The 14,363-nt window shown below is 39.9% G+C and carries 16 protein-coding genes; 8 read left to right on the forward strand and 8 right to left on the reverse strand.

Going from position 1 to position 14,363, the window contains the following annotated elements:
• Nucleotides 1–84: 84 nt before the first annotated feature.
• From lgt to DQW11_RS04475, 6 genes are all read right to left on the reverse strand, one after another.
• Nucleotides 85–903, reverse strand: a complete 819-nt coding sequence (lgt, locus tag DQW11_RS04450; protein ID WP_113922774.1) for a prolipoprotein diacylglyceryl transferase — start codon at nt 901–903, stop codon at nt 85–87.
• Nucleotides 904–913: 10 nt separating this feature from the next.
• Complete coding sequence (locus DQW11_RS04455; protein ID WP_113922775.1) at nt 914–1,114, reverse strand: hypothetical protein; 201 nt, start codon at nt 1,112–1,114, stop codon at nt 914–916.
• Nucleotides 1,101–1,607, reverse strand: coding sequence for an RNA polymerase sigma factor (locus DQW11_RS04460; protein WP_113922776.1), 507 nt, complete (start codon nt 1,605–1,607; stop codon nt 1,101–1,103). Before DQW11_RS04460 ends, DQW11_RS04455 begins: the two co-directional genes overlap by 14 nt.
• Nucleotides 1,608–1,777: 170 nt before the next feature.
• The gene (locus tag DQW11_RS04465) at nt 1,778–2,755 is read right to left on the reverse strand and encodes a hypothetical protein (protein WP_113922777.1); all 978 of its coding nucleotides are present in this window, start codon (nt 2,753–2,755) and stop codon (nt 1,778–1,780) included.
• Between the two features lie 19 nt (nt 2,756–2,774).
• Nucleotides 2,775–3,446, reverse strand: coding sequence for a hypothetical protein (locus tag DQW11_RS04470; RefSeq protein WP_113922778.1), 672 nt, complete (start codon nt 3,444–3,446; stop codon nt 2,775–2,777).
• On the reverse strand, nt 3,433–3,975 hold the full coding sequence (locus tag DQW11_RS04475; RefSeq protein ID WP_157966031.1) for an RNA polymerase sigma factor: 543 nt from the start codon (nt 3,973–3,975) through the stop codon (nt 3,433–3,435). The genes DQW11_RS04470 and DQW11_RS04475 overlap by 14 nt, the downstream gene beginning before the upstream one ends.
• A gap of 223 nt (nt 3,976–4,198) precedes the next feature.
• On the opposite strand from DQW11_RS04475, the gene DQW11_RS04480 reads away from it, so the two are divergent.
• From DQW11_RS04480 to DQW11_RS04505, 6 genes are all read left to right on the forward strand, one after another.
• Entirely contained in the window at nt 4,199–5,332 is a 1,134-nt protein-coding gene (locus DQW11_RS04480) for a helix-turn-helix domain-containing protein (protein WP_113922780.1), read from the forward strand.
• A 103-nt stretch (nt 5,333–5,435) separates the two neighbouring features.
• Complete coding sequence (locus tag DQW11_RS04485) at nt 5,436–8,309, forward strand: carboxypeptidase-like regulatory domain-containing protein (protein WP_113922781.1); 2,874 nt, start codon at nt 5,436–5,438, stop codon at nt 8,307–8,309.
• 85 nt (nt 8,310–8,394) lie between these two features.
• On the forward strand, nt 8,395–8,580 hold the full coding sequence (locus tag DQW11_RS04490) for a hypothetical protein (protein ID WP_113923206.1): 186 nt from the start codon (nt 8,395–8,397) through the stop codon (nt 8,578–8,580).
• A 255-nt stretch (nt 8,581–8,835) separates the two neighbouring features.
• Nucleotides 8,836–9,156 (forward strand): ArsR/SmtB family transcription factor, encoded by a 321-nt coding sequence (locus DQW11_RS04495; RefSeq protein WP_113923207.1) that lies wholly within the window; start codon nt 8,836–8,838, stop codon nt 9,154–9,156.
• Complete coding sequence (locus tag DQW11_RS04500) at nt 9,153–9,668, forward strand: SRPBCC family protein (RefSeq protein WP_232826671.1); 516 nt, start codon at nt 9,153–9,155, stop codon at nt 9,666–9,668. Before DQW11_RS04495 ends, DQW11_RS04500 begins: the two co-directional genes overlap by 4 nt.
• A gap of 288 nt (nt 9,669–9,956) precedes the next feature.
• On the forward strand, nt 9,957–10,343 hold the full coding sequence (locus DQW11_RS04505; protein WP_113922782.1) for a DoxX family protein: 387 nt from the start codon (nt 9,957–9,959) through the stop codon (nt 10,341–10,343).
• 201 nt (nt 10,344–10,544) lie between these two features.
• Here the strand turns inward: DQW11_RS04505 and DQW11_RS04510 are convergent, their stop codons facing one another.
• On the reverse strand, nt 10,545–11,057 hold the full coding sequence (locus tag DQW11_RS04510) for a DinB family protein (RefSeq protein ID WP_232826672.1): 513 nt from the start codon (nt 11,055–11,057) through the stop codon (nt 10,545–10,547).
• Between the two features lie 132 nt (nt 11,058–11,189).
• Here DQW11_RS04510 and DQW11_RS04515 point away from each other — a divergent pair, with 132 nt between their 5' ends.
• Together DQW11_RS04515 and DQW11_RS04520 are read left to right on the forward strand one after the other, a co-directional pair.
• Nucleotides 11,190–12,149, forward strand: a complete 960-nt coding sequence (locus DQW11_RS04515; protein ID WP_113923209.1) for a helix-turn-helix transcriptional regulator — start codon at nt 11,190–11,192, stop codon at nt 12,147–12,149.
• Between the two features lie 174 nt (nt 12,150–12,323).
• Nucleotides 12,324–12,716, forward strand: a complete 393-nt coding sequence (locus tag DQW11_RS04520) for a DUF302 domain-containing protein (RefSeq protein ID WP_113922783.1) — start codon at nt 12,324–12,326, stop codon at nt 12,714–12,716.
• A gap of 602 nt (nt 12,717–13,318) precedes the next feature.
• Here the strand turns inward: DQW11_RS04520 and kdsB are convergent.
• Nucleotides 13,319–14,059 (reverse strand): 3-deoxy-manno-octulosonate cytidylyltransferase, encoded by a 741-nt coding sequence (gene kdsB, locus DQW11_RS04525; RefSeq protein ID WP_317047866.1) that lies wholly within the window; start codon nt 14,057–14,059, stop codon nt 13,319–13,321.
• Nucleotides 14,060–14,363: the final 304 nt, after the last annotated feature.

Raw genomic sequence — 14,363 nt, forward strand, 5'->3', positions numbered from 1 at the left:
AGGATTATGATTTCCTATTCACAAAATAATCGATGGATATTTTCAAAAGAGGTTTTTTGGAAAAGAATGACTACTAGAGAAAATTTAAAGCCGGTAGTTTTCCTTTTTACTATTCTTCTTTCGCATCAAAAATAGCCCTCCAAAAATAAAAGGCAAACTTAAGAGCTGACCCATATTAAGGACCATCCCTGATTCGAATTCAACCTGATTGATCTTAAAGAACTCCAGGAAAAACCTGGCCGAGAATAAAAGAACAATACAAAGGCCAAACAGGTACCCCTCTTCTTTTTTGACTTTTCGGAAAAAGAAATTCAAAAATAAAAATATGGAAAAGTAAGCCAATGATTCATACAGCTGCCCGGGATGTCTTGGTATGGAATCAATTCTATGGAATACAAAAGCCCATGGAACATTTGAAGGATTGCCGATCATCTCGGAGTTGAATAGGTTTCCTAACCTGATAAAACCGCAGGCCAATGGAATTACAAGCGCCATTTTATCCAATATCCAATAATTGCTAATTTCTTCTTTTCTGCTGTAAATCAAAACAGCGATCAAAATCCCAATAGCGCCACCATGGCTCGCAAGCCCATAAAAACCAGTTAATTCAAATTCCGGATAAAAACGGACGGGTAGGAATATTTCTAATGGATTTTTGGAATAATAGCCAAATTCATAAAAAAGACAATGACCGAGCCTAGCACCGATAACAGTCCCGAGAATAGCAAAAACAAACAATTTATCCAGCTTTTCCTGGGCTAAGGATGCCTCTTTGAATTGCTTTTGCAAGAGGATAAACCCTAAAACGAAACCCAATGCAAAAAGCAAAGAGTAAACCCTTAATTCGTAGAAGCCAAGATCCACAATAATGCCATCATGGTTCCAATTAATGCTGTGGAGCATCAAGCTTATTTTAGATGGAACAACCTCCACTGAGTGTCATTATTAAGAATGAAAAAATCAATGCATTCTGAGCTATCCTTTTGGGAATCTTGAAATAATATTCTTGTTTTTTGGGTTCAATGCAGGAAAGAATGTCGGACTCATCCATTTCATCCATGGCATTGATGACTTTAAATTGTTCCCAGGTTGGTTTTAGCTTATCTAGATTCATTTTGTAAGGTTTTTACAGTTTTTCTAAGTTGGGTTTTTATCCTGTTCAATTTTGTGCTGACATTGGTTTCCGATAGGGAAAGCATCGTTCCAATCTCCTTATTGTCGTATCCTTCCAGATAAAGAATCACCAATGCCTTTTCCAATGGCTTGAGAAATCCAATTGCCTGCTGGAGCACCAAAAGGTCATCATCCGACCCGGAATTCTGAAAATGAAGGGATTCAACGGATTCTGAAAATGGCTCGGTCAATAAAACCCGCTTCTTTTTGCGGTAAATGGAAATCAGCGTATTCAGGGTAACCCTGTACATCCAGGTACTGACTTTTGATTCCTCTTTGTACTGCGGAAATCCTTTCCAAAGTGAAAGCAAAACATCCTGTCTGAAGTCTTTCATTTCTTCATTGGAAGTTGCGTATAGCCTACAAAGGCTGTTTACAATCCCTTGGTTTTGACGGATCAATGCAACAAACAATTTTTTGGGATCAGACTCCATGGTGGATTTGTTGTTTTAAAAGTATTAGACGCAGGAATCAGAAATTTATCACAGTAATATAAAAAATAAAGGAGAAAACCGGGTCTTCTCCTCTATTTGCCAAATTTGTTTTATTTACTACTTGAATATTCAAACCAAAGATTCAGCTTTTCTTTTTTCAATAAGTCGAATTACAATCCAATTCCAATTCTAAATCCAGGGCTGACCTGTTTGAAAAATCCATTGAAATACATTTGTGGTGACAAGGTGATGTGCTTTCCAGCCTGCCAGTTCATTCCCAATCTCATGGTGTTGGATTGAAAAATATCTCCGCTTCTTTTGGTTATTGTTCCTAATTCAATACCAAGCCAATTTGGTTTGTCCCTTTGGTTGGACAAATTTCTCCTATATCCGATATTGGTAAAATTATTGATAACCGCTGAATTATCTTCAGCAAAGGAAAACATCAGGTTATTGGAAACATAGAACTGATTTCTCAAAATGCCTTTTTGGTTAAGTTGCAAACTGAGTTCTCCTGTAAAATCCGTCAAAAATTTGCTTCTATAAACATTCGCACCTACTCCTGCCTGCAAACTCAGCATGTCAAGATATCCGGATGGTCGGTTTTGGATCAATTTGGCTTTGTTACTTTGATTGTCCAGTTGGTATTCGAAATACCTCAAATACCTGTCTTTTTCAGGGAGTTCTGAGATGATTTCTGCCATCAGGGATTTGAAATCAACATTTAACAATGCTTCCAATTCATTGAAAAGAATATTTACCTGATACCTGCTATTGGGGTCAGTGATGATGGCTTCATTTAGGAAGTCTTCAGTAATTCCCTTTTCATTTGAAATAGAAAAATTTGCAATCTTGTTACTCTTGAGGATTTCAATTTTGCTTTGGTATTGGTAATCAATCGTATAGGCAGAACTAGCAGGTATTTTTCCTTGAATTTCCTTTAACCTGTTTTGGAAATCAACCAACATGATCTCGACCTGGTCTTCTCCAGTCAGCTTGTGGTAGTCTGCTGACAGGATATACATGGCAAAGCGGTCTGATCCATTGAAATGGATTGTATCTCGGGGCGCACCTTCATTTTGGCCAAACGCATTTCCAAAACAAAAAACGCCAAGCAATAAGAAGAATGATGTAATCGTAGGTTTCATATTTAAGTTGGTTTAGTTTTTAGAGTTTGATTTTTAAGGCAAGGGAATTGCCGGAATTGAAATTCTGGTTTTTGTTTCCAAACCTTAACCTGAGTTTCTTTTGGGATTTGGGATTTGACTCAACCGGGTTTTCGGCTTCTATTTCTTGGGGAGAAATCAATTTTGCTGCTGATTCAGTAGTTTCCATTTCTGGAAATACAATCTCAGGTTCAGGGTTTTCCACCACCATTTGAGAATGGAGTGAAATTTCAGGTAGAGGTTCCAATGCTTTTTCTACCATAACTTGATTCAAATTTTTGCGATTTTCATCGGCAATCAGTTGTCCTTTTTGGACTTCATTGAATTGTTTACCCATGAACTCGGGAATCTTTTCTTCTTGAAGGTTTTCATCGCGAATGATACTTTCTATTGGCAAATTGGCCATTGCAGGCTGTTGATGTCCAATTTGCTTTAAGGCAAAAAGCTCTTCCTGTTTTGATTGTAATTTGAAAAACAGGAAAGTAGAGATAAGAAAAAAGGACACCGCTGCCGCCATTGCCAGTACAAGTCCCCAATACAAACCGGATTTTTTCTTGGGCTTTTCGATGGATTCCCATATCCTGAGTTTGGCTTCCATTGCAAAATCGTCAGACTTCCTTTCAGAATCCTGCAAACTTCTTTTGATGATTTCATCAATTTCATTTAAGTGCATGGCTTGATTTTTTTAATTTGAGAATGATATAATTTCTTGCTTTGCTGAGTTGGGATTTGGACGTGTTTTCATTGATTTGCAGCATTTCAGCAATTTCTTTGTGGGAATATCCTTCGATGGCAAATAGATTGAAAACAGTCCTGTAACCTTTGGGCATCGATTCCAATACTTGGGATACTTCCTCTGCATCGAGCAAATCGCTGCTATCCGGAAAGCTGAGGTTCAAAGTCAGCAGGTCTTCATCTTCCTGAAAAAGAAGTGCTTTTTTGCTTTTCAAAAACCTGATCGCTTCATTGATGACGATGGTGTTGATCCATTTTTGAAAACTCCCTTCTCCCCTATTTTCAAAATGACTTATATTTTTGAAAATCCTCGTGTAAGAAACCGACAGGACATCTTCAGTATCATGGTAGTTGGCTAGGTATCTCATGGCTACGCGGAAGCTACGCTTATAATGCCTGTCAAATAGGCACCTCTGCGCTTGAGGGTCATTTCTGATGCATCCTGCAATTATTTCCGGTTCTTCCAAAAGATATGTGTGGTTTTCAAAAATGGGAACCTGAAAATTTACCCAGACGTTGCCTAGAGAAAAATTATTAAGTGTGAAAGAATGTTAATACTTAATTGGGATTGGCAAATTGAAAGTCAAAGGCAAGATCCAATTCCAATTTTCTCCTGATTATTGGAGTCCGATTCTCACTGAAATCAAAAGGAACTTTGTAATTTCCCTTTGAAATACTAGTTTTCCATTTATGCAGCTGGATCTTCATTGGGTCAATATTTTAATACTTTTTGGAGCCATCCAAGGAATGGTTTTCACCTGCATTTTGATCTTTCACAGGAAGCATCCAGGGCGGATATTTCTGGCTTTGGTCATGGTGGCTTTTGTTTACAATGCACTTGAGACTTTCAACTGGAGTGCTGGACTAGACAAGTACACCAACTTCTTTGACTTCTTTCCTTTTGTGACCATTTTCCTCATCGGACCCGGGTTCTATTTCTATTTCAAATCTTTACTGCAACCTGGATTTGTCCCAAAAAGAAAAGTAATCCTGCTTTTTTTCTCTCCATTTCTTTTCCAATTGACTTTTGCCGGTACCAATGCCCTAGGGTATTTTGCCTATTTCAGACTTGGTTGGAAGCAATTGGAGATTACATTGACATGGATGTTTAAGATTTTTGATGCCTACAGCGAAGTTTGGAGCCTACTGGTTTTTCTCTTTTTCACAGTCATTTCAGTGATTATGGTAAAGAGAAACAGCGTTGGTCAAAATGCCAACCCGCGCCAAAATAAGAGTTTACTTTGGGTCAAAAGTATCTTGGTGTTCCAGATTATTTTGGCAATTGGATGGGCGCTGACTTTGCTGTCGCCGATGTGGTACGAGGGACAATATGGATCCCGCTACTATCCTATTGAACTTTTCTTGGTGCTTTTTTTATATTGGTCTGCCATGGCAGGCTATTGGAAAGTCAAATCCATCCAAACGGAGGATTCACCCCAATTGAAAGAAACCAATCCTGAAGCTTTTGGGACTCTGGAACTTGTGCAGGCAGCAATGGAAAATGACAACCATTTTCTCAATCCCAACCTCAGCCTCCAGACATTTGCTGACTATTTGGGTATTCCTTCAAAAGATATTTCATATGCCCTCAACCAAGCCGGCAAGACCAATTTCAATGATTTTGTCAACAACAAAAGGGTGGAAGCTTTTTGCCATAGAATGTCCACTGAAACCAAACCAAACTTGACCATGTTTGGGATTGCCCAGGAATGCGGTTTCAATTCTCAGGCTACTTTTCAAAGGGCATTTAAAAAAGCCAAAAACATGAGTCCAAAAGCTTATTTGGCCGGAATGACAGAGCCCAAGACACAAGTAAAAGCTTGAAATTATTGCTCAAATCAGGATTTGAGAAGAAATGGGCTAATTTTTTAAGACCTTAAAAAGCCTGCATTCCGTATTTTTGTAAAAGTCTGTCGAAACTATACCAATGACCCAACTATTGAATTTTCTCCTTAGGTGCAGCCTGATTGCTTTATTTTTTTCTCCCGTTTCCTCCTATTCTCAAAACCTATCCGTACGGGGCAAAATCATTGACAAGACCAGCAAAGAGGCCATTCCTTTTGTCAATGTGGGAAATAGCCAATCCAATACCAGTACCGTAGCAGACCTGAACGGAAATTTTACTCTTTCCATTCCAAAAGGAACCCATGACATCCGTTTTTCATGCATGGGTTATAAGCCTGTATTGGTTACTGTAACCCAGGGAAGTTCAGCTTTGACCATAGAAATGGAACAGGACCTGATCACATTGCAGACTGTAGATGTCAAGCCGCTTGATCCGCAATCATTGATGCGTGAAGCCTTGCAAAGAATCCCTGAAAATTATGGCATTGATACCACCGCCCTGAGCGGATATTATAAAAATTACACTTTGTTGGGGGACAAAAACCTACGGTATACAGAAGCTTTTATCGATATCTACAAACCTCCCTTTGTTTTCCACGACAACAAAAAAAACATAACAGGAGATTCGATTATCGTCAGAGAAGTCAGGACCAAACCATCAGAGATTGATGATTGGAAAATCATGATGCTGACGCCATGGGAAGTGGGTATCCATTTGCTGCAAGGCAGGGATGTGGCAAGAGATTTTACTTCTACGGTCATGTCTGAAGATTGGCTGAAGAGTTACCGTTTTGAATTGGAAGATCTGGTAAACTTTGAAGGAAGACCAACCTACAAAATCAAGCTCCACCCCAAAAATTTCAAGAAATACGGGATCTGGCAAGGATACATTTACCTTGACGAAGAGACAAAAGCTTTTGCAAAATGGGATATCTGGTCTGACGAAAAAGTATTCAGAAGGCTCACTTCTAATGCGGGCTATATCATGGTGACCAATTTGTACAAATTCCACTACAAGGAAGGTGAATGGCGGGAAATGATCCAACACAAAATGCAAGATGGCAGATGGTACCTGGATGAAGTCAATTCGGAAAAAAACTTCATCGTCAACAGCAAAAAACGGGATATGGATATGCTCCCATTGGTACAAAAACTCCATTATAAAACCTCTGCTTTTTCCAAAAATCCGGTCATGCCGGATTCAGGATTTCTTTCCCATGACCAAGGCAGAGCCTGGAAACTGTTTGAAGCCAATTACCGCCCTGAATTTTGGAGGGAGTTTGACAAGTCCAAAGGGATAGAAACAGATGACAGAAATTATGGAATGAAGAATAATTTTCCCGAATACAAGCCTTATCAATTTTCGAGATTGGATACCCTGAAAGGAACCCTGACTCCCTTGAGAACGGCTTTTGATGTGGGCTTTTACCATTTGGATGTGGAAGTATTTCCAGCATTGGAAGAGATCAAAGGAAGTAGCCTGATCAGATTCCAAGTAATGGAACCGACCGATAAAATCCAGATCGACCTATACTCAGGGATGAAGATTGACAGCATTGTGTACCGGTCCAAGCCATTGGATTTTGAAAGGGAATACGATGCGGTATATGTTTCCTTTGGAGAGAAATTACAAAAAGGTGATATCGAAGAAATCAAGGTGTTTTTTGGGGGAAGGCCCTTGGATTTTGATCCTTTGACTCCCATGTTTGCCTCCTTCCTATGGTTTACAGATGACAATAGAAATCCCTGGATACAAGCCATTTGCCAGGGGTATGGCGCAAGCGGTTGGTGGCCAAACAAAGACCACCTTTCTGATGAACCTGATTCGGTCTCCATCAGTATCACCAATCCTTCGGATTTGGTAGCGGTGTCCAACGGGAGAAGGGTAGAAAAAGTGGAACTGGAAAATGGAAAAACAAGAACAACATGGCAGGTCTCCTACCCGATCAACAACTACAACATCACCCTGAATATCGGGAAATATGGGCAGATCGCAAAGATTTTCCCCTCACAGGAAGGTGAATTGGATGTCGAATACCATGTGATGGATTATCATTTGGAAAATGTGCCTTCGAAGTTTGCAACTACTGAAAAAGCCCTGAATACCTTTGAGAAGTACTTTGGACCCTATCCTTTTCCACGCGACGGGATCAAATTCTTAGAAACACCACATGCCTTGGAACATCAGAGTGCGGTGGCTTTGGGTTTTGAATATTTCCAAAATGGCGAAAATGAAGATACGGGAACCAAACCCGACTTTGCAGCAGGCGAACTTCCTGACCAGATTCTTTTGCATGAGTTTGCCCACGAGTGGTGGGGAAACAGTGTGAGTTGCACGGATAACGCTGAACTTTGGATCCATGAGGCATTTGCGACATACGCAGAATCGATTTTTATCGAAGAACAGTACAGCTATGAAGATGCTTTGGATTTTCTGAATTCAATGCAGCCAAGTGTTTCCAATCAAAATTCCGTCATAGGCCATTTTGGTGTCAATCATGTTCATTATAATATCGGGGACATGTATTCTAAAGGAGCCCTTTTCCTCAATACGCTAAGACATGTCATAGACAATGACAGCCTGTGGTTTGGAATAGTTAAAGGAATCCCCCAAGATTTTAAATACCAAAGCATCAACACCGATCAGATTTTGGAATACTTCAACCAAAAAACCGGAATGCAGTTTAGGCCAATATTCGACCAATACCTGAGATTGACAGAGATTCCAGTGCTTGAACTTAACGTGAAAGAAAAACCGTCAGGCAATATCCTCCAATACAGATGGAAAGCCAATGCCGAAGGATTCGCAATGCCGATTTCCTATCAGACTGCATCGGAGGAAAAGAAATGGATAAGTCCAAACTCAGATTGGCAAAAACTGGAGTTGGGTTTAACCGAGATCAAGGATCTGGATTTCCATACAGACAGGTTTTATTTCAAGATTGAAGAGGACTGATTTTCAGCCGATTTGGCAGAAAAAAAATGCTGGTATTTTTTTTGAAATGATGGTTAGCATCGGAAATTATCTAAATTCGAACCAGATGAACCTAGTGGCTAAACTCTTCAAACCAGTTTGGAAATCTATCCGCAACCTCGCTTGGGCGTTGATTGTGGCTTTTATGTTGGGCGTCCATAATTTTTACACGGGTGAAACCAAATCCAAAGACGACATCGTATTCACTGTCGAGCAGGATGTGATTGAAGAAGATGCTGCTCCGAAGGATTGATTAGTATTGACATTTTTTCAGCAAACGGAAATCCCTATTCTTTGAATTTCTTTAATCTCTTTCCGAAACATAGAATTCCAAAACTGTAATAAGATCAACTTTCACAGAAACGCTTAGATGTAAGCGGGAAACACGAAAGGTTATTTCTCAATGCTCTCAGGGTTCTCTTGTGGTAAAAAAATGAAAAATCTTTTGCGCAACCAAATAATTGCATATATATTTGCAACCATATAGTAGCAAATAACAATTATGGATATCAGAAGAGATGTGTTTCAGGCAATAGCGGATCCGACAAGACGGGCAATTATACTGCTATTGGCAATTGGTTCGATGACTCCAAATGGGTTAGCTGATCATTTTCAAACAAGCCGTCAAGCAGTTTCTAAGCATATCAAGGTATTGACTGAATGTGAAATTCTGACTCAGCAACAGCAGGGAAGGGAGATTATCTACCATCTAAATGCAGATAAAATGAAAGATATCGAAAAATGGCTGGAGCAATTTCGACTGTTATTAGCAAAAAGATTTGACCAATTAGATGAAGTATTACAACAACTAAAACAAAACAAAAAATGAACCCAGCAATTCTTTTCAATTTTGAAGTGGACAAGGAATCAAATTCCATCCACGTAAAGCGTTCCTTCAATGCACCCATTAACCTGGTCTGGGCTGCTTGGACTGAACCCGATATCCTAGACCAATGGTGGGCACCAAAACCGTATAAATCTGTAACAAAATCCATGGATTTTCGGGTTGGGGGAAGCTGGCTGTACAACATGTTTGGCCCGGAAGGTGATATCTATTGGAGTCTGTTTGATTATGAATCAATTGATAAGGAGAAATCTTTTGCAGGAATCGACGCTTTTTGTGATGAAAATGGAAAGATCAACGATACAAAACCTAGGGTCAAATGGAGGAATGAATTCTCAGCGGATTCAGACAGTACTTTGGTAAATATCCACCTGAATTTTGAAACATTAAAAGATCTTGAGACCATCATCCAAATGGGCTTTAAGGAAGGATTTACTGCAGGACTGGAAAATCTCGACCAATACATCAATGCCCATTTTTCTGAGAAAACAGAATAAGCCTAACAATCAGGCAAGAGTCTCTATCTATCAGACCGAATCTTCTATGCACTTTCCGACGGAGGAAAAAAAGTGCCGCTTCAGGATACGTTTTGGGATGCTTACTTTGGTAGTTTTACTGATAGGTCTGGGATTAATTGGATGGTGAATTTTCAAAACAAATAATTGAGATTAATTGAAAAAAAATTGACGCAAATGACCTATAACAATGTCGTAATCGTCTAGTGGAATAATTTAATCTACCAGGTAATTTTGAAGAATAAATTTTGGCCAACCATTATAATCAAAATGAAAAAAGACAAAATCATTTACTGGACAGCGACCACTTTCGTATTCTTGTTTGAAGGTGTGATGCCGGCCTTGACAGGCCACACAGAATTAGCCAAGGAAGGTATCAGGAATTTGGGTTATCCGGAATACTTCGGAGTGATGCTGACAGTGGCTAAGGTGATGGGATCTTTGGCTTTGATAATTCCAGCAATCCCAAAAAGAGTGAAAGAATGGGCCTATGCCGGCCTTACTTTTGAATTAGTAGCTGCGTTTATCAGCCATTGGGCGGTAGATGGACTAAATGCACTGACATTTTTCCCAATATTTATACTGGCTGTTCTCATGGTTTCGTACATCTATTTTCACAAGTTAAATCCAGATCCCGGAGTAGTTCGCCAAGTTTAGTATTATAAATTTACATATACATGAAAAAAGCCCGGAGCAAGTCTCCGGGCTTTTCCCATTTTACAAAACTCATTTTTCTAGCTTCTCGTCTCTCGTTTCTCGCTTCAAATTTCTTGTCTCTTATACATTAAATCGGAAAACTACCAACTGAAACTGTCTACTCCAAATCTCGCATCTAGTCTCTCGCATCTCGCTTCTCTCTTATCTTTCCCAAAAATTCGGTGGTGCAATTCCCAATGCCCTCAAATAAACATAACCTTGTGCACGGTGATGGATTTCGTTGTCTATAAAATAAAGGATACTGCAATACACCTTGTCTTCATATTGGCCAAAAGCCACGACGGTATCCTGAAAGTGGTCCAAGGGGATTTTTGACCACCATTCATCCAATTCCCCGGTTGCTTTGTCCCATTCCTCAAGCAGTTTGGATTTGCTTCCATTCAATTCCATGTTTTCATCTAATGGTTCCCAAACATCTGTGGCCATGCCTTTGATACCCGGAACGGCGATACCCAAGAGTTCTTTGGCCAAATCAGAAAATGGCCTCATTCCACCTACACTGAATGAAAATAATTGATCCTCAGGAAATGCTTCGATAACTCTTCTGGTGAGTTGTCTGTGTCCCTGCCAATGAGCCAGAAGTTGGTCCGAGGAAATGATAGGCAATTCTTTTTCTTTGATTTCCATAATGCTTTTTGTTGTGATGTTTAACATTGTTTTAATACTTCAAAAAAACAGTAGCCCAGTGACAGCCCTATGTCAGTAGGGTCTGAAAAAAATTGGAATATTTTCGGGAAACATTTTTTCAGAAATAAAGTACCTTTAGGAACCATCTTTTTTTTAATAATGAACCGTCTTGACAGACTTACTGCTATCCTTACACATCTTCAATCCAAGCGTACCATCAAGGCGCAGGAGATTGCAGACCGCTTTGGTATCAGTCTCAGGACTGTCTACCGGGATGTAAGGGCATTGGAGGAAGCGGGCATTCCGGTTATTGGCGAGGCAGGAATGGGCTATTCTTTGTTGGAAGGTTACCGTCTTCCGCCGGTTATGTTTACAAAAGAAGAGGCCATGTCTTTTTTGGTAGCTGAAAAAATCTATGAAAAGGTAGCTGATACAAGCAGTGCCCAACATTTCAATTCCGCCATCACCAAAATCAAGTCGGTTCTAAGGAATTCTGAAAAAGATACTTTGGAAAGTATCTCACCTTTGATCGGTGTGTTCAGGAACAGGAATACACTTCACCAAAAAGGCAATATTCTCCAACTTATCCTCGACAGTTTGGGTAAAAATTTCCTGATCCATTTGGATTACACCACCTTCGAAAAAGAAGAAACTACCTCACGGATCGTGGAGCCCGTCGGGCTTTACCATGCTTTTGAACAGTGGTACCTCATTGCATGGTGCAGGTTGAGAGAAGATTACCGTACTTTCAGACTGGATAGAGTTATCAACCTCAAAATACTGAGTGAAAGATTCCAGGCCATCCACCCCTCTCTCAATGAGTATTTGGAAAAGGAAGCCAAAAACGAAAACCTCCTTAAAGTAGTATTGGAAATCCCCAAAACCGACGTAAAATACCTGAAAGTACAGCGGTATAATCACGGATTTATATTTGAAAAATACAAAGAAAGATCTGTGGAAATGACATTTATGACCTCTTCCCTCGAGGGCTTTGTAAGGTGGATTGTCATGTTGGCGGATTTCGTCAGGGTGATCGAACCCATGGTAGTCAAAAATAGATTGGTGGAATTATTGGGTCAGATGATCCAAAACAGCACTCACCCCCAAAATGAGCAATAAAAAATTTCTTTGGATAGAAGCCATCTCACTTTTTGAACAACACCTTTCGATTTTTGGAAATTCTTTTAGCCTGTTGAATAGGAGCAAACTTTGAAAAGAAATCCAAAACGTAACAATTATCACGTTTTACAAAATCCTGATCCTTTACTTTTATAAAAATAACGCAACATATCCATGAACTTCCATATCTCAAAAACCCTCCCAAAACAAGATTTTCTTGCTGTCAAGGAAAAAATCACCGAAGCCTTGAAATCTGAAGGCTTTGGAGTCCTGACAGAAATCGATGTACAGGCCACTATGAAAAAGAAACTGGACAAGGACTACAAGCCTTTCCTGATTTTGGGTGCCTGCAATCCAGTCTATGCTGACAAAGTGCTGACCATTGATCCCCACATGAGTGCCCTCCTGCCCTGTAATGTGACCCTGCGTGAATTGGAATCTGGCGAAATAGAAGTATCTGCCGTTGACCCTGTGGCTGCCATGGGAGGTATGGGAAATGAGAAAATCAAACCCCTAGCCCGTGATGTACAGCAAAAACTCGAAAAGGTAATCCAAAAGATAGTTTAAAGACCTTCAAGTGATTAAAGGTGGATGCAACTTTGTGGGAGGATAAAAGCAAAAATAATCCTTGATGACCCCATTGGAGATTTGAGGATTTAAACCTAACTTTTATAAAATTTACTAGCCATGTCAAAAGAAAAAACAGTAAAAAAGGAAGAGAAAAAGAAGCCTGGTAAAAACCTCAAAGAAAAAAGAGCTGAAAAGAAAGCCAAAAAAGACGGTAAGAAAAATGATTGATTTTCGAAAGAAGTCAATACAACAGGCCATAGAAAAGCCCTTGGAACCAGGTTCTAAGGGCTTTTTCTTTTTACATCCAAAAAGCTGCCAATAAATCGTTAGACCAAAAGAACCATAGATACATTCTTGCTTTCTTACCAAAGATTACTTGATAATGGTTTGGAATATAGAAATCTTACTCTTTCAAAATATTTCAATTTGGAACACTAGCGGGGAGGACGAAATTTTTCCGGGCCGGCGAAGGCCAAGTGTGGAGGAGGATTAAAATTTCTTGCCTTTTTTGGTTACTTTTTGTGGTAAGACAAAAAGTGACAAAAGAAAAGGAGCTATTTGATTCAAAAGCAAGGTTTTATTGAGAAATAATGATACTTCTAAAATTTTATTCTCCCCATATACCACGCCACTGCCCTTTCCAGATCCTCCTTGGTATCAACCGCAATAGCCTGATGGGTGGTCGGTACCATCTTGATCCGAACCCCATTTTCCAACAACCTCAACTGCTCCAACATCTCTGTGGTTTCCAAAAACGACTTGTGCAATCCTGTAAAAGCCAAAAGGGATTCCTTGCGGTAGGCATAGATCCCCACATGCTTCCAATAGGAAATCTCCACCGCTTTCTCCCTCACATATGGAATGGGGCTTCTGCTAAAGTAAAGCGCAAAATTATCCTTATCCAAAACCACTTTGACAGCATTTGGATTTTGGGCTTCAGCAGCAGAAATGGAAAACATCATAGAAGCCACCTTTACCTCAGGGTCAGAAAAAACAGCCGTCAGGTCCAAAAGCGACTGGGTATCCTGAAAAGGCTCATCCCCCTGCACATTCACAAAAATCCCAGCATCCATTGCCTGTGCAGCTTCAGCAATCCTATCAGAACCGCTTTCAAATTCCCTGGTACTGAAAAACACATCCCCTCCTACAGCAACAATTTGGTCGGCTATTGCCTGATGGTCTGTCACCACCACCACCTGATCAAAAACCCCGGTTTGGACTGTACTCAAATATGTCCTCTGGATGACCGACATGCCACATAGATCCTGTACCAACTTGGCAGGAAACCTAGTAGACGCATACCGCGCAGGAATCAAAGCAACTTTTTTCAATTTTTCCACAACAAGAGAAAGTAAACAGAAATTAGTATCAAGTAAGAAGTATCATGTACCAAGTACGAAGTATCAAGAATCAAGTACGAAGTATCAAGTATCAAGCCTGAACCAAACCCGACAACTTGACAACGCGAAGCTGACAACCCGACAACAATTACAACAACTAGAACAATTACAACAACTAGAACAATTACAACAACTAGAACAATTACAACAACTAGAACAATTACAACTACTACAACCAGAGACCCTTCGTTCCTCAGGATGACGCCCGACAACCTGACAACGCGAAGCAGACAACAATTACAAC

Source organism: Cognataquiflexum aquatile, from assembly GCF_003316845.1.
GTDB lineage: Bacteria > Bacteroidota > Bacteroidia > Cytophagales > Cyclobacteriaceae > Cognataquiflexum > Cognataquiflexum aquatile.